This is a genomic window from Pseudomonas carassii, from assembly GCF_036324045.1.
GTDB lineage: Bacteria > Pseudomonadota > Gammaproteobacteria > Pseudomonadales > Pseudomonadaceae > Aquipseudomonas > Aquipseudomonas peradeniyensis.
In genome coordinates, this window is the sequence record NZ_JAZDCT010000001.1 from 78,870 (window position 1) to 99,490 (window position 20,621).

Consider the following 20,621-nt stretch of genomic DNA (forward strand, 5'->3'; position numbering starts at 1 on the left):
CCCGACGCGGTCCGCCCACCCACCGCATTAACGAACAAGAAGGAAGACTGCAGTGAGCGCTGACTACCCACGCGACCTGATCGGTTACGGCAACAACCCACCTCATCCGCAATGGCCGGGGAATGCCCGCATTGCGCTGTCCTTCGTGCTCAACTACGAAGAAGGTGGCGAGCGCAACATCCTGCACGGTGACAAGGAGTCCGAAGCGTTCCTTTCCGAAATGGTCGCCGCCCAGCCGTTGCAGGGCGTGCGCAACATGAGCATGGAGTCGCTCTACGAATACGGCAGCCGCGCCGGCGTCTGGCGCCTGCTAAAGCTGTTCAAGGACAGCGGCGTACCGCTGACCATCTTCGCCGTGGCCATGGCCGCCCAACGCCATCCCGACGTGATCCGCGCCATGGCCGAGGCCGGCCACGAAATCTGCAGCCACGGCTACCGCTGGATTGACTACCAGTACATGGATGAAGCGCAAGAGCGCGAGCACATGCTCGAGGCCATCCGCATCCTTACCGAGATCACCGGCGAGCGCCCCGTGGGCTGGTACACCGGCCGCACCGGCCCGAACACCCGGCGCCTGGTGATGGAGGAAGGCGGCTTCCTCTACGACAGCGACACCTACGACGACGACCTGCCCTACTGGGAACCGAACAACCCCACCGACAAGCCGCATCTGGTGATCCCCTACACCCTGGACACCAACGACATGCGCTTCACCCAGGTCCAGGGCTTCAACTGCGGCGAGCAGTTCTTCCAGTACCTGAAGGACGCCTTCGACGTGCTCTACGCCGAGGGCGCCGAGGCACCGAAGATGCTCTCGATCGGCCTGCACTGCCGCCTGGTCGGCCGTCCGGCGCGCCTGGCCGCGCTCAAGCGCTTCGTCGACTACGCCAAGAGCCACGAGCAGGTCTGGTTCGCCCGTCGCGCGGACATCGCCCGCCACTGGCACGCCACCCACCCGTACAAGAAAGAGAACGCCTGATGACCGCCTTCAAGACACTCAAGCCTTCCGCACTCGAGCGCGCCGCCTTCGTCGCCGCCTTCGCCGACATCTACGAGCACTCGCCGTGGGTCGCCGAGAAAGCCCACGACCTGGGCCAGTTGGCCGAGCTGGATGAGATCGAGGCGCTGCATCAGCGCATGAGCGACATCCTGCTCAGCGCCAGCCATGCCGAGCAGTTGGCACTGATCAACGCTCACCCGGACCTGGCCGGCAAGGCCGCCATCCAGGGCGAGCTGACCGAGTCGAGCACCAACGAACAGGCCGGCGCCGGCATCCACCAGTGCACCGCCGAGGAGTTCGCCCGCTTCACCGAGCTGAACGACGCCTACAAGGCCAAGTTCCAGTTCCCGTTCATCATGGCGGTCAAGGGCAGCAACCGGCACCAGATCCTCGCCTCTTTCGAAAAGCGCATCCACAACGACCAGGATGCCGAGTTCAAGGAAGCCCTGGCGCAGATCAACCTGATCGCCCTGTTCCGCCTGCTGCAGTTGTAAGCGACAGCTGAACCTTTTTCAGTACAACGAACATATAAGAGAGACCCGCATGCGCACCCTGATGATCGAGCCCCTGACCAAAGAAGCCTTCGCCCCCTTCGGTGACGTGATCGAAACCGACGGCAGCGACCACTTCATGATCAACAACGGCTCGACCATGCGCTTCCACAAGCTCGCCACGGTCGAGACCGCCGAGCCCGAGGACAAGGCGATCATCAGCATCTTCCGCGCCGACGCGCTGGAGATGCCGCTGACCGTACGCATGCTGGAACGCCATCCGCTGGGCAGCCAGGCTTTCATCCCGCTGCTCGGCAACCCCTTTCTGATCGTGGTCGCGCCGGTTGGCGATGCACCTGTATCAGGCTTGGTCCGAGCCTTCCGCAGCAATGGCAGGCAGGGCGTTAATTACCATCGCGGCGTCTGGCACCACCCGGTGCTGACGATCGAAAAGCGGGATGACTTCCTGGTGGTTGATCGCAGTGGTTCTGGCAACAACTGCGATGAGCATTACTTCCCCGAGGAACAGATGTTGATCCTCAATCCCCACCAATAAGAAAGGGTCGGTCATCCAAGGGGCTGTACGAAATGCTTCGAGCGGCGATCAGGCAAGGCGAAAACAGGCGAGGAAGCGGAGTTTGCTGGTTGCAAATGAGCATTCCGAGCCTGTTTTCAACGCAGCATGATCGTCGCGCAGAAGTATTTCGTGCAGTCCCTGAGCGGTGACTGGCGAGAGGTAAATACTGTGGAAGCACACCTTCACGAATGGCTGAACCTGAGCATTCGCTGGGTTCACATGATCACCGGTGTCGCCTGGATCGGTGCATCGTTCTACTTTGTCTGGCTGGAGAACCACCTGAACCGAAGCAACCCGCGCGATGGGTTGTCGGGTGACCTCTGGGCCATCCACGGCGGTGGTATCTACCACCTGGAGAAATACAAGCTCGCGCCGCCGAAAATGCCCGAGAACCTGCACTGGTTCAAATGGGAAGCCTACTTCACCTGGATGTCCGGGATCGCCCTGCTGTGCGTGGTGTTCTACTGGAACCCGAGCCTCTACCTGCTGGCGCCCGGCAGCACCCTGAGCGGTGCCGAAGGCGTGGCCATCGGTATCGGTTCGCTGGTTGCCGGCTGGTTCATCTACGACTTCCTGTGCGACTCGCCTCTGGGCAAGCAACCGGCCCTGCTGGGCGGCGTGCTGTTCGTGCTGATCATCGCCGCCTGCTGGGGCTTCAGCCTGGTGTTCAGCGGCCGTGGCGCCTACCTGCACACCGGCGCGATCATCGGCACCATCATGGTCGGCAACGTGTTCCGCATCATCATGCCGGCCCAGCGCCAGCTGGTGGCGGCGATCGAGAACAACCAGACCCCCGACCCGGTGCTGCCGGCCAAGGGCCTGCTGCGCTCGCGCCACAACAACTACTTCACCCTGCCGGTGCTGTTCATCATGATCAGCAACCACTTCCCGAGCACCTACGGCAGCCAGTACAACTGGCTGATCCTGGCCGGGATCGCAGTGGCCGCGGTACTGATCCGTCACTACTTCAACACCCGCCACGACAGCAACAAGTACGCCTGGACCCTGCCCGTCGGTGCCCTGGCGATGATCTGCCTGGCCTACGTGACCGGCCCCAAGCCGCTGCCGACTGCCCCGGAACAAGCCGCCGCCAAGGTCGAGTACCAGCCGCTGCCGGCCACCGCCGTCGGTGGCAAGACCGCCGCCGAGCTGCGCGCCGAGGAAGCCGCCAAGCCTGCCCAGGCACCGGCCGCGGAACCTGCCCAGGCCACGGCCCAGGCGGCCACCGGCAGCTTCGACAAGATCCACACCGTCATCCAGGAACGCTGCACCGTGTGCCACTCGGCCAAGCCGACCAGCCCGCTGTTCAGCGCCGCACCTGGCGGCGTGATGTTCGACACCCCGCAGCAGATCCAGGCCCAGGCCGCGCGCATCCAGGCGCAGGCCGTCGCCAGCCAGATCATGCCGCTGGGCAACATCACCCAGATGACCGTTGAAGAACGCAAGCTGGTCGGCGATTGGATCGCCAACGGCGCGCGGGTCAACTGATACACCCCACGGGGGCGAAATCGCCCTGCGTGGGAGCGGGCTTGCCCCGCGACGAGGCCGGCACTCCCGGCCTCGATTACCAGCTCCAAGCAACAAGCAAGCATCGAGCGTACGTCTTCACGCGGGGTCCCCAGCCTCCTTCACCGGAGCCTGCCACGTGAAGCCGCCCGCTTGGATCCGAGAATAAAAACAAAACTCGAGGTGCTGCATGTCCGAGTCACCCAAGGCGTACATCCCTGTTGCGCCGCCACGACAGCCCCTGCCCTTGTTCCAGCTGATCCTGGTGGGTCTGCAACACGTTCTGCTGATGTACGGGGGCGCCATCGCGGTGCCGCTGATCATCGGCCAGGCGGCGGGCCTGTCCCGCGAAGAAGTCGCCTTCCTGATCAACGCCGACCTGCTGGTCGCCGGCGTTGCCACCATCATCCAATCCTTCGGTATCGGCCCCGTGGGCATCCGCATGCCCGTCATGATGGGCGCCAGCTTCGCCGCGGTCGGCAGCATGGTGGCCATGGCCGGCATGCCCGGCGTCGGCCTGCAGGGGATCTTCGGCGCGACCATCGCCGCCGGGTTCTTCGGCATGCTGATCGCGCCGTTCATGTCCAAGGTCGTGCGCTTTTTCCCGCCGCTGGTGACTGGCACGGTCATCACCTCCATCGGCCTGTCGCTGTTCCCGGTGGCGGTCAACTGGGCCGGCGGCGGCCATGAGGCTGAAGCCTTCGGCGCGCCGATCTACCTGATGGTCGCCGGCCTGGTACTGGCGGTGATCCTGCTGATCAACCGCTTCATGCGCGGTTTCTGGGTCAATGTGTCGGTACTGGTGGGCATGGGCCTGGGCTATGTGCTCGCCGGCTCCATCGGCATGGTCGACCTGTCGGGCCTGAGCGAGGCGCCGTGGCTGCAGGTGGTCACCCCCCTGCACTTCGGCATGCCGACCTTCAGCCTGGCGCCGATCCTGTCGATGTGCCTGGTGGTGGTGATCATCTTCGTCGAGTCCACGGGCATGTTCCTCGCCCTGGGCAAGGTGACCGACCGAGAAGTCACGCCGGGCATGCTGCGCCGCGGCCTGCTATGCGACGCCGGGGCGTCGTTCATCGCCGGCTTCTTCAACACCTTCACCCACTCCTCGTTCGCCCAGAACATCGGCCTGGTGCAGATGACCGGGGTTCGCTGCCGCTACGTCACGGTGATGGCCGGCGCGCTGCTGATCCTGCTCAGCCTGCTGCCCAAGGCGGCCTTCCTGATCGCCTCGATCCCACCCGCAGTACTGGGCGGCGCGTCCATCGCCATGTTCGGCATGGTCACCGCCACCGGGATCAAGATCCTCCAGGAAGCGGACATCTCCGACCGGCGCAACCAGCTGCTGGTCGCGGTCAGCGTCGGTTTCGGCCTGATCCCGGTGGTGCGGCCTGAGTTCTTCGCACAGATGCCACAGTGGATGGAGCCCATCACCCATAGCGGCATCGCCATGGCCACCCTCAGCGCCCTGGTGCTGAACCTGCTGTTCAACATCCTCGGCGGCGCCGACCGCGCCGCGCACAACGATGCCTGTCACCAGCATTGAGTGACCAGGGGCGGCGCCGTACCGGCCGCCCCGTTCCAACCACGCGGTAACGCTGGACCGTCGGCCCGCCGGAATGGGCCGCCCGGGGCGCTTGCGCGCCGAAAAAGCCCTTACAAAAACAATAAGTCCGGGAATCACAACATGAAGCGCATCACCACGTCCGTCCTGCTGGGCAGCAGCCTGCTGGCCACCCTCCCCGCCCACGCCGGCGAATGGCTGCAATGGCACGGCGAAAGCCTGTCCTACCTGTACGGCAAGGACTTCAAGGTCAACCCCGACATCCAGCAGACCATCACCTTCGAACATGCCAACAAGTGGAAGTACGGCGACACCTTCCTGTTCGTCGACAAGATCTTCTACAACGGCAAGGCCGACCCCGGCAAAGGCGTAACCACCTACTACGGCGAGTTCAGCCCACGCCTGTCGTTCGGCAAGATCTTCGAGCGCAACCTGGCCTTCGGCCCGATCAAGGACGTGCTGCTGGCCATGACCTACGAACGTGGCGAGGGCGACAACGAGGCCTACCTGATCGGCCCCGGCTTCGACCTCAACGTGCCCGGCTTCAACTACTTCACCTTGAACTTCTACCTGCGCAACACCGAAGGCAGCCGCCCCGGCGACAACGTCTGGCAGATCACCCCGGCCTGGTCGTACACCATCCCGGTGGGCAAGTCCGACATCCTGATCGACGGCTACATCGACTGGGTGGTCGACAACGACCAGACCCGTCGCGGCACCTACCACGCCAACCTGCAGTTCAACCCGCAGGTCAAGTACGACCTGGGCAAGGCCCTGAACCTGGGCGCCAAGCAGCTCTACGTCGGCTTCGAATACAGCTACTGGAAGGACAAGTACGGCATCGACAGCCACGGCAACGTGGACAGCAACCAGAGCGTCGCCAGCGCCCTGGTGAAGGTGCACTTCTGAAAAACTGACCGAACGCCCAAATTTGCACCACCGTGCTCCAGGACGGAGCACTTGAGGCCCGGCGCGCAAGTGAGTAATCTGCGCGCCCCCTCGATCGGGGCAGGAAGGATCCCGCCCGCGTTTGCTGACCGCTCAGTCAATGTTTCCGGGCGGTTGGCCAACGTGTTGCCAGCGTGAAATACCCATTTCATCCGTTCAGAAAGACGTCGAGCAGGATGGTTGTGCCCAACGTGGAAAAGTTGGCGCAGCTCTTGCCAAACAGCTGTGGCCAATTGAAAAAAGCTGACCCAAAAGACAAGAACAGCGCCCGAGCGCTGACAACAGATCCAATCAAGGGAGCGACACTCGCAATGCGTACCGTTAATAGCCTGATCCTCGCCGGTGGCCTGCTGGCCTGCGGCGCCAGCCAAGCCGGCGACCTGCTGCAATGGCAGAACAACAGCCTGACCTACCTGTGGGGCAAGAACTTCAAGGTCAACCCCGAGATCCAGCAGACCGTGACCTTCGAGCACGCCGATGCGTGGAAGTACGGCGACAACTTCTTCTTCCTCGACAAGATCTTCTACCAGGGCAAGAAGGACGCCAACAACGGCCCCAACACCTACTACGGCGAGTTCAGTCCACGCCTGTCGTTCGGCAAGATCTTCGACCAGAAGATTGAGTTCGGCCCGGTGAAGGACGTGCTGCTGGCGATGACCTACGAGTTCGGCGAGGGTGACACCGAGTCCTACCTGATCGGCCCCGGCTTCGACCTGGCCATCCCCGGCTTCGACTACTTCCAGCTGAACTTCTACCAGCGCACCACCGACGGCAGCCGTGCGGGCGACAATGTCTGGCAGATCACCCCGGTCTGGTCCTACACCATCCCCGTGGGCTCGTCCGACATCCTGATCGACGGTTTCATGGATTGGGTGGTGGACAACGACGAGAACCGTCGCGGCACCTACCAGGCGAACCTGCACTTCAACCCGCAGGTCAAGTACGACCTGGGCAAGGCGCTGCACCTGGGCGAGAAGCAGTTGTACGTGGGTATCGAGTACGACTACTGGAAGAACAAGTACGGCATCAAGGACAGCGATGCCTTCACCACCGATCAGAACACCATGAGCTTCCTGGTCAAGGTTCACTTCTGATCTGATGCCAGTGCATAACCTGTAGGAGCGGCCTTGGGCCGCGAAAGGGCCGCGAAGCGGCCCCAGGTTCTCGGCATCATGCAAAATCGCCAGGGCTGCGCAGCAGCCCTTTCGCGGCACAAGGCCGCTCCTACAGGTAAACCAGGACAAGTCCCGGCCAGGCGCCTCAGTTTGCCGGTTTTACCGCCCGCCACAATTTGCCCGCGACAGCAACCACCGCCAGCACCAATGCCCCGGCAATCACCCCCGCCACACCATTGAGCAGCGCCCCGGTCAACGCCCCGCCCCGCCCTTCACTGAACGCCTCGATGGCATGATGCAGCGGCGCGATGCCGTGCACCAGGATGCCGCCGCCGACCAGGAACATCGCCGCGGTGCCGATCACCGACAGGCTCTTCATCATGTACGGCGCGGCGCGCAGGATGCCGTTACCCACCGCCTGGGCCAGGCTGGATGCCTTTTGCGTCATCCACAGCCCCAGGTCGTCGAGTTTGACGATGCCCGCCACCAGGCCATAGACGCCAATCGTCATGACCAGCGCGATACCCGACAGCACGATGATCTGCTGGCTCAGCGGCGCGTCGGCCACGGTGCCCAGGGTGATGGCGATGATCTCGGCGGAGAGGATGAAATCGGTGCGCACCGCGCCCTTGATCTTGCTCTTCTCAAAGGCCACCAGGTCGACCTGCTCGTCGGCCACCGCCGCCTTGCGCGCCTCGTGCTGCGCCTCATCCTCGGCCTTGCTGTGCAGGAACTTGTGCGCCAGCTTCTCGAAACCCTCGAAGCACAGGTAGGCGCCGCCGACCATCAGCAACGGAATCACCGCCCAGGGAATGAACGCACTGATCAAGAGCGCCGCCGGCACCAGGATCGCCTTGTTTACCAGCGAGCCCTTGGCCACCGCCCACACCACCGGGATCTCGCGCTCGGCGCGCACGCCGGTGACCTGCTGGGCGTTGAGCGCCAGGTCGTCGCCCAGCACGCCCGCAGTCTTTTTTGCCGCGACCTTGGTCATCACCGAGACATCGTCGAGCACCGTGGCGATGTCGTCGATCAGTACCAGTAAGCTGCTTCCTGCCATGTCAAAATGTTTCCACTAGGTTCGAATGGCCGGGATTCTAGCCCAAAGACGCTGCCTTGAGCGCCCGTCCGGGCGGGTGCTACCATGCCGGACCCCGTTTGCAGGGGGCCAGACAACAGGAAGACCCCTGACAATGAGCACCATTCGCGAGCGCAACAAGGAACTGATCCTGCGCGCGGCCAGTGAAGAATTCGCCGACAAGGGCTTCGCCGCCACCAAGACCAGCGATATCGCGGCCAAGGCCGGCCTGCCCAAGCCGAACGTGTACTACTACTTCAAGTCGAAGGAAAACCTCTACCGCGAGGTGCTCGAAAGCATCATCGCGCCGATCATGCAGGCCTCGACGCCGTTCAACGCCGACGGTGATCCGAAAGAGGTGCTCAGCTCCTACATCCGCTCGAAGATCCGCATCTCCCGCGACCTGCCCCACGCCTCCAAGGTGTTCGCCAGCGAGATCATGCATGGCGCGCCGCACCTGTCACCACGCCAGGTCGAGCAGCTCAACGAGCAGGCCCGGCACAACATCGAATGCATCCAGCGCTGGATCGAGCGCGGCCAGATCGCCCACGTCGATCCGCACCACCTGATGTTCAGCATCTGGGCGGCGACGCAGACCTACGCGGATTTCGACTGGCAGATCGCCGTGGTGACCGGCAAGGCCAAGCTGGCCGACAGCGACTATGACGCGGCGGCGGAGACCATCATCCGCCTGGTGTTGAAGGGCTGCGAGCCCGAGGCGGCCTGAATCAACGCAATCGCGGGGCAAGCCCGCTCCCACGCGTTTCGTGGGAGCGGGCTTGCCCCGCGATCATTTCAAACGTTGCCTACGCCGCCACCCCCGCATCCGCCGTCAGCCCCACCTCTTCGATCGCACTGATCGCGCACTGCTCGTCGATATCCGAGGTATCCCCGCTGATCCCGACAGCCCCCAGTACCTTGCCGTCCCGATCACGGATCAGCACCCCGCCCGGCACCGGCACCACCGGCCGCTCGCCCAACCCGTTCAGCGCGGCATAGAACGCCGGTCGCTGCTGCGAATCCAGCGCCAGCAGGCGCGACCCCTTGCCCAGGGCCACCGCGCCCCAGGCCTTGCCGATGGCCACCTGCGGACGCAGCAGGGTGGCGCCATCCTCGCGCTGCAGCGCCAGCAGGTGCCCGCCGGCATCCAGCACCGCCACGGTCAGCGGCGCGGCGTTGATCTTGCGGCCCGCGGCCAGCGCGGCGTTCACCACGCCGACAGCGTCTTTGAGGGTCAATGCGTTCATGAAAAGGTCCTCTTCTTGTTGTGAGAAGCCCTGAGGGCAGTTGAAAACCAATAGACAGAATAGAACACAACGAAGACACGCTTTGTATACAATTATTTGAATCAATCCTGCCGAGTGCGACGAAATGCCGCCTCATCGCCCAATGACCGCTCAGTCAACGCCGCCGACGAAAATGGATTGACCTTTTGCGCCGAGCATGAATACACTCTGCCGCAACACAAGTTGTATACAATTACAAAATCGATGAGGCACAAACCATGAGCAAAATGAGAGCAATCGATGCAGCCGTTCTGGTCATGCGCCGTGAAGGTGTAGATACCGCGTTCGGCATTCCGGGGGCTGCCATCAACCCGCTGTACTCGGCCCTGAAGAAAGTCGGTGGCATCGATCACGTCCTCGCTCGCCACGTCGAAGGTGCCTCGCACATGGCCGAGGGTTACACCCGCGCCAACCCGGGCAACATCGGTGTGTGCATCGGCACCTCCGGCCCTGCCGGCACCGACATGGTCACCGGTCTGTACAGCGCCTCGGCCGACTCCATCCCGATCCTCTGCATCACCGGCCAGGCCCCGCGCGCCCGCCTGCACAAGGAAGACTTCCAGGCCGTCGACATCACCAGCATCGTCAAGCCGGTGACCAAGTGGGCGACCACCGTCCTGGAACCGGGCCAGGTGCCGTACGCCTTCCAGAAGGCCTTCTATGAAATGCGTACCGGCCGCCCAGGCCCGGTGCTGATCGACCTGCCGTTCGACGTGCAGATGGCCGAGATCGAATTCGATATCGACGCCTACGAGCCGCTGCCAGTCCACAAGCCACAAGCCAGCCGCGTGCAGGCCGAGAAGGCCCTGGCCCTGCTCAATGACGCCGAGCGCCCGCTGCTGGTGGCCGGTGGCGGCATCATCAACGCCGATGCCAGCGACAAACTGGTCGAGTTCGCCGAGCTGACCGGCGTGCCAGTTGTGCCGACCCTGATGGGCTGGGGCACCATCCCGGACGATCACCAATTGATGGTCGGCATGGTCGGTCTGCAGACCTCGCACCGCTACGGCAACGCCACGATGCTGAAATCGGACCTGGTGTTCGGTATCGGCAACCGCTGGGCCAACCGCCACACCGGTTCCGTCGACGTCTACACCGAAGGCCGCAAGTTCGTGCACGTGGACATCGAGCCGACCCAGATCGGCCGCGTATTCACCCCGGACCTGGGTATCGTTTCTGATGCCGGCAAGGCGCTGGACGTATTCCTCGAAGTGGCCCGCGAGTGGAAAGCCGCCGGCAAGCTCAAGTGCCGCAAGGCCTGGCTGGAAGACTGCCAGCAGCGCAAGGCGACCCTGCAGCGCAAGACCAACTTCGACAACGTCCCGGTCAAGCCACAGCGCGTGTACCAGGAAATGAACGAAGTGTTCGGCAAGGACACCACCTACGTCAGCACCATCGGCCTGTCGCAGATCGCCGGCGCGCAGTTCCTGCACGTGTACAAGCCACGTCACTGGATCAACTGCGGCCAGGCCGGCCCGCTGGGCTGGACCATCCCGGCCGCCCTCGGTGTGGTCAAGGCCGATCCGAAGCGCAAGGTCGTCGCGCTGTCCGGTGACTACGACTTCCAGTTCATGATCGAAGAACTGGCGGTGGGCGCGCAGTTCAACCTGCCGTACGTCCACGTGCTGGTGAACAACGCCTACCTCGGCCTGATCCGCCAGGCCCAGCGTGGTTTCGACATGGATTACTGTGTACAACTGGCGTTCGAGAACATCAATTCCACCGACGCCGCCACCTACGGTGTCGACCACGTCGCCGTGGTCGAGGGCCTGGGCTGCAAGGCCATCCGCGTGTTCGAACCGGCCGACATCGCCCCTGCCCTGCTCAAGGCGCAGAAGATGGCCGAAGAGTTCCGCGTGCCGGTGGTGGTCGAAGTGATTCTCGAGCGTGTGACCAACATTTCCATGGGCACCGAGATCAACGCGGTCAACGAGTTCGAAGACCTCGCCCTGGTCGGCAACGACGCGCCGACCGCCATCTCGCTGCTGGACTGATCGCCTGACGCCCCCGCGCCTTGCGCGGGGGTCTTCAACGCAAGGAGACGACCTATGCCTCGCTTCGCCGCCAACCTGTCCATGCTGTTCACCGAGCAGGATTTCCTGGCCCGCTTCAAGGCCGCCGCCGACGCTGGTTTCAGCGGCGTCGAATACCTCTTCCCGTACGATTTCAGCGCCGCCGAGATCAAGCAGCAGCTCGACGCCCATGGCCTGACCCAGGTGCTGTTCAACCTGCCTGCCGGCGATTGGGCCAAGGGTGAGCGCGGCATCACCTGCCACCCTGACCGCGTCGAAGAATTCCGCGCTGGTGTCGACAAGGCCATCGAGTACGCCAAGGTGCTGGGCAACACCCAGGTCAACGCCCTGGCCGGCATTCGCCCCGAGGGCCTGGACTGCGCCACCGTGCGCAAGACCTTCGTCGACAACCTGCGCTACGCCGCCGACAAGCTCAAGGCCGCCGGGATCCGCCTGGTCATGGAAATGATCAACACCCGCGACATCCCCGGCTTCTACCTGAACACCACCAAGCAGGCCCTGGAAATCCAGGCCGAGGTGGGCAGCGACAACCTGTTCCTGCAGTACGACATCTACCACATGCAGATCATGGAAGGTGACCTGGCGCGCACCCTGGAAACCAACCTGAAGCTGATCAACCACGTGCAGCTGGCCGACAACCCGGGCCGCCACGAGCCGGGCACCGGCGAGATCAACTACCGCTTCCTGTTCGAACACCTGGACCGCATCGGCTACCAGGGCTGGGTGGGCGCGGAGTACAAGCCCAAGACCACCACTGAAGCCGGTCTGGGCTGGCTGAAGACCCATAACGCAATTTGAAACACACGCCGGCCCCTTGTAGGAGCGGCCTTGTGCCGCGAAAGGGCTGCGCAGCAGCCCCGGCAATCTTCCAGCGTGATTGAGATCGTGGGGCCGCTTCGCGCCCCAATCGCGACACAAGGCCGCTCCTACAGGGGCCTGGTCGCCTGTTAATACAAATACAAAGAGGCAGAACTCTCATGGCTAAAATCGGTTTCCTCGGCACCGGCATCATGGGCAAGCCCATGGCCCAGAACCTGCAAAAGGCAGGTCACAGCATCTTCGTTTCCACCCACCACGACGCCGCACCGGCCGACCTGATCGCCGCCGGCGCCGTGGCCCTGGCCAACCCGAAGGAAGTGGCCCAGGAAGCCGAGTTCATCATCGTCATGGTCCCGGACACCCCACAGGTCGAGAGCGTCCTGTTCGGTGAAAACGGCGTCGTCGAAGGCGTCGGCCCGAACAAGGTGGTGATCGACATGAGTTCGATCTCCCCCACCGCCACCAAGGCCTTCGCCGAGAAGATCAAGGCCACCGGCGCCGCCTACCTGGACGCCCCGGTGTCCGGCGGCGAAGTCGGCGCCAAGGCCGCGACCCTGAGCATCATGGTCGGCGGCTGCCCGAAAGCCTTCGAGCGCGCCCTGCCGCTGTTCGAGGCCATGGGCAAGAACATCACCCGCGTCGGCGGCAACGGCGACGGCCAGACCGCCAAGGTGGCCAACCAGATCATCGTTGCCCTGAACATCCAGGCCGTAGGCGAAGCGCTGCTGTTCGCCGCCAAGAACGGCGCTGACCCGGCCAAGGTGCGTGAAGCGCTGATGGGCGGCTTCGCCTCCTCGAAGATCCTCGAAGTGCACGCCGAGCGCATGATCAAGGGCACCTTCGACCCGGGCTTCCGCATCAACCTGCACCAGAAGGACCTGAACCTGGCCCTACAAGGCGCCAAGGAGCTGGGCATCAACCTGCCCAACACCTCCAACGCCCAGCAAGTGTTCAACACCTGCGTGGCGCTGGGCGGCGGCAACTGGGACCACTCGGCGCTGATCAAGGGCCTGGAGCACATGGCCAACTTCTCGATCCGCGACGACAAGTAAGCCTGTACCGGCCTCTTCGCGGGGCAAGCCCGCTCCTACAGAAATGCGTGGTCCGTGTAGGAGCGGGCTTGCCCCGCGAAGAAGCCAACACCGATGAACCTGCAACCACAGGCCCATCAGGTGAAACCGAGCAACACCCGCCCCTGGTTCGGCCTGCACGGAGGCAGTTCCAGGGGCGTTTTCGATTTTGCAGAACAACAAGAATCTGGGAGCCTGCCATGTCGGTCGATCCACAAAAACTCCTGCGCGAGCTGTTCGACACAGCCATCGCCGCCGCCCATCCCCGCCAGGTCCTCGAACCCTACCTGCCCGCCGACCGCAGCGGTCGGGTCATCGTCATCGGCGCCGGCAAGGCCGCCGCGGCCATGGCCGAAGTGGTCGAGAAAAGCTGGCAGGGCGAAGTCTGCGGCCTGGTGGTCACCCGTTACGGCCATGGCGCCAGTTGCCAGAAGATCGAGGTGGTCGAAGCCGCCCACCCGGTCCCCGATGCCGCCGGCCTGGCCGTGGCCAAGCGCGTGCTCGACCTGGTCAGCAACCTGAGCGAAGACGACCGCGTCATCTTCCTGCTGTCCGGCGGCGGCTCGGCCCTGCTGGCCCTGCCCGCCGAAGGCCTGACCTTGGCCGACAAGCAGCAGATCAACAAGGCCCTGCTGAAATCCGGCGCCACCATCGGCGAGATGAACTGCGTGCGCAAGCACCTCTCGGCGATCAAGGGCGGCCGCCTGGCCAAGGCCTGCTGGCCAGCCACCGTCTACACCTACGCGATTTCCGACGTACCCGGTGACCTCGCCACGGTCATCGCCTCCGGCCCCACCGTGGCCGACCCGAGCACCTCGGCCGACGCCCTGGCGATCATCAAGCGCTACAACATCGACGCGCCCAAGGCCGTCATCGACTGGCTCAACAACCCGGCCTCCGAGACCGTCAAGGCCGATGACCCGGCCCTGGCCCGCAGCCACTTCCAGCTGATCGCCAGGCCCCAGCAGTCGCTGGAGGCCGCCGCGGTGAAAGCCCGCCAGGCCGGCTTCAGCCCGCTGATCCTCGGCGACCTGGAGGGCGAGTCGCGCGAAGTGGCCAAGGTGCATGCCGGCATCGCCCGGCAGATCGTCCTGCACGGCCAGCCGCTCAAGGCCCCCTGTGTGATCCTCTCCGGCGGCGAGACCACCGTCACCGTACGCGGCAACGGCCGTGGCGGGCGCAACGCCGAGTTTCTGCTCAGCCTCACCGAAAGCCTCAAGGGCCTGCCCGGCGTGTACGCCCTGGCTGGCGACACCGACGGCATCGACGGCTCGGAGGACAACGCTGGCGCCTTCATGACCCCGGACAGCTACGCCCGCGCCGAGGCCCTGGGCCTGTCGGCCAGCGATGAGCTGGACAACAACAACGGCTATGGCTACTTCGCCGCCCTCGACGCGCTGATCGTCACCGAGCCGACCCGCACCAACGTCAACGACTTCCGTGCCATCCTGATCCTTGAGACTCCGCAATCATGACGCCTGATAAAAAAGTCAAAATCCTCGCCACCCTCGGGCCTGCGATCAAAGGCATCGATGACATCCGCCAACTGGTCGAGGCCGGAGTGAACATCTTCCGCCTCAACTTCAGCCACGGCGAGCACGCCGACCATGCCCTGCGCTACCAGTGGATCCGCGAAGTCGAGCAGCAGCTCAACTACCCGCTGGGCATCCTCATGGACCTGCAGGGGCCGAAGCTGCGGGTCGGCCGCTTCGCCGACGGCAAGGTCCAGCTGCAACGCGGCCAGGCCCTGCGCCTGGACCTGGACAAGACCCCGGGCGACAGCCGTCGGGTCAACCTCCCACACCCGGAGATCATCGCCGCGCTGGAGCCGGGCATGGACCTGCTGCTGGACGACGGCAAGCTACGCCTGCGCGTCACCGCCAAGCACGGCGACGCCATCGACACCGAAGTGCTGGCCGGTGGCGAGCTGTCCGACCGCAAGGGCGTCAACGTACCCCAGGCGGTGCTCGACCTCTCCCCGCTGACCGAAAAGGACCGCCGCGACCTGGCCTTCGGCCTGGAGCTTGGCGTGGACTGGGTGGCGCTGTCGTTCGTCCAGCGTCCTGAAGACATCGTCGAGGCGCGCCAGCTGATTGGCGACCGTGCCTACCTGATGGCCAAGATCGAGAAGCCCTCGGCGGTCGAGCAGCTGCAGGCCATCGCCGAGCTGTCCGACGCAATCATGGTCGCCCGGGGCGACCTGGGCGTGGAAGTGCCGGCCGAGAGCGTGCCGCAGATCCAGAAAGGCATCATCGGCACCTGCCGCCAGCTGGGCAAGCCGGTGGTGGTGGCCACCCAGATGCTCGAATCGATGCGCTTCTCCCCGGCCCCGACCCGCGCCGAAGTCACCGACGTGGCCAATGCCGTGGCCGAAGGCGCGGATGCTGTGATGCTGTCGGCCGAGACCGCCTCGGGCGACTACCCGCTGGAAGCGGTGCAGATGATGAGCAAGATCATCCGCCAGGTGGAGAACGGCCCGGACTACCAGGCTCAGCTCGACGTTGGCCGGCCCAAGGCCGAAGCCACGGTGTCCGATGCCATCAGCTGCGCGATCCGTCGCATCAGCGGCATCCTGCCGGTGGCGGTGCTGGTCAACTACAGCGAGTCGGGCGCCTCGACCCTGCGCGCCGCCCGCGAGCGGCCACGGGCGCCGATCCTCAACCTGACGCCGAACCTCAACACCGCGCGGCGCCTGAGCGTGACCTGGGGCGTGCACTCAGTGGTCAACGACCGCCTGCGCCAGGTCGACGAGGTGGTCTCCACCGCGCTGGAGATCGCCCAGGCACAAGGCATGGCCAGCCGTGGCGACACGCTGCTGATCACCGCCGGTGTGCCTTTCGGCAAGCCGGGTTCGACTAACACCTTGCGGATCGAGACCTTGGTCTGAGATCGCCGGGGGCGCCCTGCGCCCCTTTCGCGGCACAAGGCCGCTCCTACAGGAGACCGCGATCCCTTGTAGGAGCGGCCTTGTGCCGCGAAAGGAGGGCAAAGCCCTCCCGATGCACCGAACCTGCGGAAAACCGAGGCCCAAAGAGGCCCACCGCTCCCCCACTCACCTTGCCGACTGCCCATGTACACCAAGAATTTCGTCAACCCGTGCCCCGACTGGGCCACGGCCTTGCTCAACGGCTTCAGCCAGGTGCTGCTGCTGCGCAATCCCCTGTGCGGCCTGTGCTGCCTGCTGGCCATCCTGCTGACCGCGCCGAACCTGGTCGGCGGTGCCCTGCTTGGCGCCCTCGCCGGCCTGCTCACCGCCCAGCGCCGCGGCTACGAACGCGCCGATCGCCAGGCCGGGCTGTATTGCTACAACGGCGTGCTGATCGGCATCCTGATCAGCGCCGTGCTGCCCTGGTCGGCGATCCTGCCGCCACTGATAATCGCTGCCGGCGGCCTGTCGAGCATGCTCACCCACCAGTGGCGCAAGCGCGGCGGCAAGCTGCTGGTCGCCTACACCGCGCCCTTCGTGCTGCTGGGCTGGGCCACCCTGCTGCTGGCCGAGCCCTCGATCAGCAGTTTCGTCGAAGCCGATCCGGTGTATGCCCTGTTGCGCGGCGTGGGGCAGGTCTTCCTGCTCGACAAGCCCATGGCCGGCCTGCTGATCGTCATCGGCATGTACTTCGCCAACCCCTATGCCGCCACCTGGGCAATCATCGGCTCGGCCATCGGTGGCGGTGTCGCGTTGCTGGCGGGCGAGGCACAGGGGGCCTGGCTGGGGCTGTACGGCTTCAATGCGGCACTGGCCGCGCTGGCCTTCAGCCGCCAGGGCGAGAAACCCTGGGTGACCTTGCTCGCCATCACCTGCGCCTTGCTGCTGCAGCCACTGTTCAACCTGCTGCCGATCGCCGGGCTGACCGCGCCGTTCGTCACCGCCTGCTGGCTGATGCACCTGGGCAACCACCTGGCCCAGCTCAACCAGCGCCGCAACGCGCCTCGCTTGCACAGCTGAAACACAGCCCCTAGGCTCTGCCCATTCGCACAATGGAACGCGCCCATGGACAACCCTTCGAGCCTGCGCGAGCGGCTCTACGTCATCGTCTTCCAGACCGACACCGTCGCCGGGCGTCGCTTCGACAAGATCCTCCTGCTGATCATCCTCGCCAGCCTGGTCACGGTGGTCCTCGACAGCATCGACGATGTTCACCAGAACTACGCCGGGCTGCTGGCCGGCATCGAGTGGGGCTTCACGGCAATCTTCCTCGCCGAGTACATCACCCGCCTGTACTGCTCGCCCAAGCCGCTGCGCTATGCCTTCAGTTTCTACGGGCTGGTCGACCTGCTGGCGATCGTGCCCGGGATCATCGCCCTGTACTACAGCGACGCCCAGTACCTGCTGATGATCCGGGTGATCCGCATGCTGCGGATCTTCCGCGTGCTCAAGCTCAGCCCCTACCTCAAGCAGGCCCACTACCTGCTGGCGGCGCTGCAGGGCAGCAAGCAGAAGATCATCGTGTTCCTGGTCAGCGTGTCGACCCTGGTCACGGTGTTCGGCACGCTGATGTACGTGATCGAAGGACCGGAGCACGGCTTTACCAGCATTCCCAAGGGCATCTACTGGGCCATCGTCACCCTGACCACGGTAGGCTTTGGCGATATCGTGCCGAAGACGCCGCTGGGGCAGGTGCTGTCGTCGCTGGTGATGATCACCGGTTACTCGATCATTGCCGTACCCACCGGCATCTTCACCGCCGAGCTGGCCAATGCCCTGCGCGGCGAGCAGTTGCAGCATGACTGCCCGACCTGCGCCAAGCATCACCACGAGCATGGCGCGGCGTTCTGTTCGCGCTGTGGCAATGCGTTGTTTCCCAAACAACCGGCACAGGACCTGTAGGAGCGGCCTTGCCGAGGCGTCGGACCGGTCGGAAAGGGGCGCGTAGCGGCCCCAGGATTTGTGGTCGACGCAAGATTGCTGGGGCTGCTTTGCAGCCCTTTCGCGACACAAGGCCGCTCCTACAGGGGACGTAAGCGTCTGGCAGTCTTGCGCCTGGCATAACCAAAGACTGTTTTGTTCTTTAACCCACGCAAAGCCACCCGCTATAGTCGCTGGCATATCGCCAACCCTTTGAACCAGAACAAGGAATGCCCCAGTGAAAAAACTCTTCAGCGCCTCGCTGCTCGCCGCGGGCCTGGCCCTGGGCAACCTCGCCCAGGCCGCCCCGACCCTGCTCAACGTCTCCTACGACGTGATGCGTGACTTCTACAAGGACTACAACCCGGCGTTCCAGAAGCACTGGGAGAAAGAGCACAACGAGAAGGTCAACCTGCAGATGTCTTTCGGCGGCTCGAGCAAGCAAGCGCGCGCGGTGATCGATGGCCTGCCGGCCGACGTGATCACCATGAACATGGCCACCGACATCAACGCCCTGGCCGACAACGGCAAGCTGGTGCCGGACAACTGGGTGAGCCGCCTGCCGAACAACAGCGCGCCGTTCACCTCGGCCACCGTGTTCATCGTGCGCAAGGGCAACCCCAAGGCGCTGAAGGACTGGCCGGACCTGCTCAAGGATGGCGTGCAGGTGATCGTGCCCAACCCCAAGACCTCGGGTAACGGCCGCTACACCTACCTCTCGGCCTGGGGCTACGTGCTCAAGCAGGGCGGTGATGAAACCAAGGCCCGCGACTTCGTCGGCAAGCTGTTCAAGCAGGCACCGGTCCTGGACACCGGTGGCCGCGCCGCCACCACCACCTTCATGACCAACCAGATCGGCGACGTGCTGGTGACCTTCGAGAACGAGGCCGAGATGATCGCCCGCGAGTTCGGTCGCGACCAGTTCGAGGTGATCTACCCGAGCGTGTCGGCCGAGGCCGAGCCGCCGGTGAGCGTGGTGGACAAGGTAGTGGCCAAGAAAGGCACCCAGGCCGTGGCCGAGGAATACCTGAAGTACCTGTGGTCGCCGGAGGCCCAGGAGATCGCCGCAAACAACTACCTGCGCCCGCGTGACGCCACCGTGCTGGCCAAGTACACCGACCGTTTCCCGAAAGTCGACTTCCTGTCGGTGGAGAAGACCTTCGGCGACTGGCGCACCGTGCAGAAGACCCACTTCAATGACGGTGGCGTGTTCGACCAGATCTATACCAACAAATAACCAACGTCCGCTGTAGGAGCGGGCTTGTCCCGCGATGGCGTCAGACCAAGCAATGATGTTGCCTGTTCTGACGCCATCGCGGGACAAGCCCGCTCCTACAAGAGTCCTGTCTCAGGCCTGCTGGCGAAACACCAGCGCCTTCAGGCCACCCTCCGGATCCGCATCCGGAAACTCCGGCGGATTCTCCAGCCGCTCGACGAACGCCAACCCCGGCGCCTGCTCGGCCATCCCCTCGATGAGAAACTGCGGCCCGATCCCCGGGTCGTTGACGCAGGCCAGTACCGTGCCGCCTTGGTTCAGCAACTCCGGCAGACGCCGAAGAATCTTGGCGTAGTCCTGGGTCAGCACGAAGCTGCCGCGCTGGAAGGTCGGCGGGTCGATGATGATCAGGTCGTACGGCCCGTACTTGCGCACCTTGCCCCACGACTTGAACAGCTCATGCCCCAGGTACGCGACCCGCGAGGCGTCATGGCCGTTGAGCCGGTGGTTGTCGCGGCCCCGGGACAGCGCCGACTTGGCCATGTCCAGGTTGACCACCTGCTCGGCGCCGCCGGCGATGGCCGCCACTGAAAAGCCGCAGGTGTAGGCGAACAGGTTGAGCACGCGCTTGCCGGCCGCTTGCTCGCGTACCCAGCGTCGGCCATAGCGCATGTCGAGGAACAGGCCGTTGTTCTGGCGCACGCCCAGGTCGAGCAGGTACTTCAGGCCATCCTCGACCACTTCGCGCTGCTGGCACGGCTCGCCCCACAACCACTGGCCGGGGCTGTCCGGCAGGTAGCGGTGCTGCATCAGGATGGCCTGGCCGGTCCACTGCGGACGTTCGGCCAGCGCCATCAGCATCGCTTCCAGCTCCGCCAGCTGGCCCTCGGGCGGCTCGCGGAACAGCGCCACCAGCAGCACGCCATCGAGCCAATCGACGGTGATCTGCTCAAGCCCCGGCCAGCAACGGCCACGGCCATGGAACAGGCGGCGGGTCTCCTGTGGGGCGGGATCGAGGGCGGCGAGCAGGTGCTGCTCGAGGGTGGCGATGGCTGGGCTCATGTCGGCTACG

General features: G+C 64.5%; 19 protein-coding genes. 16 read left to right on the forward strand and 3 right to left on the reverse strand.

Annotated elements, in window-relative coordinates; translation table 11 throughout:
• Positions 1-52 precede the first annotated feature (52 nt).
• The 7 genes from puuE to V0R62_RS00330 all read left to right on the forward strand — a co-directional run bounded on the left by puuE (position 53) and on the right by V0R62_RS00330 (position 7,180).
• The gene (gene puuE / locus V0R62_RS00300) at positions 53-979 is read left to right on the forward strand and encodes an allantoinase PuuE (RefSeq protein ID WP_028692846.1); all 927 of its coding nucleotides are present in this window, start codon (positions 53-55) and stop codon (positions 977-979) included.
• Complete coding sequence (gene uraD, locus V0R62_RS00305; RefSeq protein ID WP_330102277.1) at positions 979-1,494, forward strand: 2-oxo-4-hydroxy-4-carboxy-5-ureidoimidazoline decarboxylase; 516 nt, start codon at positions 979-981, stop codon at positions 1,492-1,494. Before puuE ends, uraD begins: the two co-directional genes overlap by 1 nt.
• Positions 1,495-1,543: 49 nt before the next feature.
• The gene (locus V0R62_RS00310) at positions 1,544-2,047 is read left to right on the forward strand and encodes an ureidoglycolate lyase (RefSeq protein ID WP_011532943.1); all 504 of its coding nucleotides are present in this window, start codon (positions 1,544-1,546) and stop codon (positions 2,045-2,047) included.
• Between the two features lie 189 nt (positions 2,048-2,236).
• Positions 2,237-3,556 carry a urate hydroxylase PuuD gene (locus V0R62_RS00315; RefSeq protein WP_330102278.1) on the forward strand — a complete coding sequence of 440 codons (1,320 nt, stop codon included), beginning with the start codon at positions 2,237-2,239 and terminating at the stop codon, positions 3,554-3,556.
• A gap of 208 nt (positions 3,557-3,764) precedes the next feature.
• Positions 3,765-5,120, forward strand: coding sequence for a nucleobase:cation symporter-2 family protein (locus tag V0R62_RS00320; protein WP_186600395.1), 1,356 nt, complete (start codon positions 3,765-3,767; stop codon positions 5,118-5,120).
• Positions 5,121-5,261: 141 nt separating this feature from the next.
• Entirely contained in the window at positions 5,262-6,047 is a 786-nt protein-coding gene (locus V0R62_RS00325; protein WP_023629830.1) for an outer membrane protein OmpK, read from the forward strand.
• Positions 6,048-6,397: 350 nt separating this feature from the next.
• Positions 6,398-7,180: an outer membrane protein OmpK gene (locus V0R62_RS00330; RefSeq protein ID WP_330102279.1), complete on the forward strand. Its 783-nt coding sequence runs from the start codon at positions 6,398-6,400 to the stop codon at positions 7,178-7,180.
• A gap of 166 nt (positions 7,181-7,346) precedes the next feature.
• On the opposite strand, the gene V0R62_RS00335 is transcribed toward V0R62_RS00330, so the two are convergent.
• The gene (locus tag V0R62_RS00335) at positions 7,347-8,261 is read right to left on the reverse strand and encodes a DUF808 domain-containing protein (protein ID WP_330102280.1); all 915 of its coding nucleotides are present in this window, start codon (positions 8,259-8,261) and stop codon (positions 7,347-7,349) included.
• A 133-nt stretch (positions 8,262-8,394) separates the two neighbouring features.
• On the opposite strand from V0R62_RS00335, the gene V0R62_RS00340 reads away from it, so the two are divergent.
• Positions 8,395-9,006: a TetR/AcrR family transcriptional regulator gene (locus tag V0R62_RS00340; RefSeq protein ID WP_102684647.1), complete on the forward strand. Its 612-nt coding sequence runs from the start codon at positions 8,395-8,397 to the stop codon at positions 9,004-9,006.
• Positions 9,007-9,085: 79 nt separating this feature from the next.
• Here V0R62_RS00340 and V0R62_RS00345 read toward each other — a convergent pair whose 3' ends face one another.
• A complete protein-coding gene (locus tag V0R62_RS00345) occupies positions 9,086-9,526 on the reverse strand; it encodes a GlcG/HbpS family heme-binding protein (protein ID WP_028692837.1) in 441 nt (146 codons plus the stop codon).
• 257 nt (positions 9,527-9,783) lie between these two features.
• Here V0R62_RS00345 and gcl point away from each other — a divergent pair, with 257 nt between their 5' ends.
• The 8 genes from gcl (at position 9,784) to V0R62_RS00385 (ending at position 19,570) form a co-directional block, all read left to right on the forward strand.
• Positions 9,784-11,559 carry a glyoxylate carboligase gene (gene gcl / locus V0R62_RS00350; protein ID WP_330102281.1) on the forward strand — a complete coding sequence of 592 codons (1,776 nt, stop codon included), beginning with the start codon at positions 9,784-9,786 and terminating at the stop codon, positions 11,557-11,559.
• A 54-nt stretch (positions 11,560-11,613) separates the two neighbouring features.
• Positions 11,614-12,396: a hydroxypyruvate isomerase gene (gene hyi / locus V0R62_RS00355; RefSeq protein WP_182322810.1), complete on the forward strand. Its 783-nt coding sequence runs from the start codon at positions 11,614-11,616 to the stop codon at positions 12,394-12,396.
• 179 nt (positions 12,397-12,575) lie between these two features.
• On the forward strand, positions 12,576-13,469 hold the full coding sequence (locus V0R62_RS00360) for a 2-hydroxy-3-oxopropionate reductase (RefSeq protein ID WP_330102282.1): 894 nt from the start codon (positions 12,576-12,578) through the stop codon (positions 13,467-13,469).
• 218 nt (positions 13,470-13,687) lie between these two features.
• Positions 13,688-14,962 carry a glycerate kinase type-2 family protein gene (locus tag V0R62_RS00365; RefSeq protein WP_330102283.1) on the forward strand — a complete coding sequence of 425 codons (1,275 nt, stop codon included), beginning with the start codon at positions 13,688-13,690 and terminating at the stop codon, positions 14,960-14,962.
• Entirely contained in the window at positions 14,959-16,374 is a 1,416-nt protein-coding gene (gene pyk, locus V0R62_RS00370) for a pyruvate kinase (RefSeq protein WP_330102284.1), read from the forward strand. The genes V0R62_RS00365 and pyk overlap by 4 nt, the downstream gene beginning before the upstream one ends.
• Before the next feature lie 183 nt (positions 16,375-16,557).
• Positions 16,558-17,433: an urea transporter gene (locus tag V0R62_RS00375; RefSeq protein WP_330102285.1), complete on the forward strand. Its 876-nt coding sequence runs from the start codon at positions 16,558-16,560 to the stop codon at positions 17,431-17,433.
• Between the two features lie 45 nt (positions 17,434-17,478).
• The gene (locus V0R62_RS00380) at positions 17,479-18,315 is read left to right on the forward strand and encodes an ion transporter (RefSeq protein WP_330102286.1); all 837 of its coding nucleotides are present in this window, start codon (positions 17,479-17,481) and stop codon (positions 18,313-18,315) included.
• A 256-nt stretch (positions 18,316-18,571) separates the two neighbouring features.
• Entirely contained in the window at positions 18,572-19,570 is a 999-nt protein-coding gene (locus V0R62_RS00385; protein WP_050706612.1) for a sulfate ABC transporter substrate-binding protein, read from the forward strand.
• A gap of 111 nt (positions 19,571-19,681) precedes the next feature.
• On the opposite strand, the gene V0R62_RS00390 is transcribed toward V0R62_RS00385, so the two are convergent.
• Complete coding sequence (locus V0R62_RS00390; RefSeq protein ID WP_330102287.1) at positions 19,682-20,611, reverse strand: class I SAM-dependent methyltransferase; 930 nt, start codon at positions 20,609-20,611, stop codon at positions 19,682-19,684.
• Between the last annotated feature and the right edge of the window lie 10 nt (positions 20,612-20,621).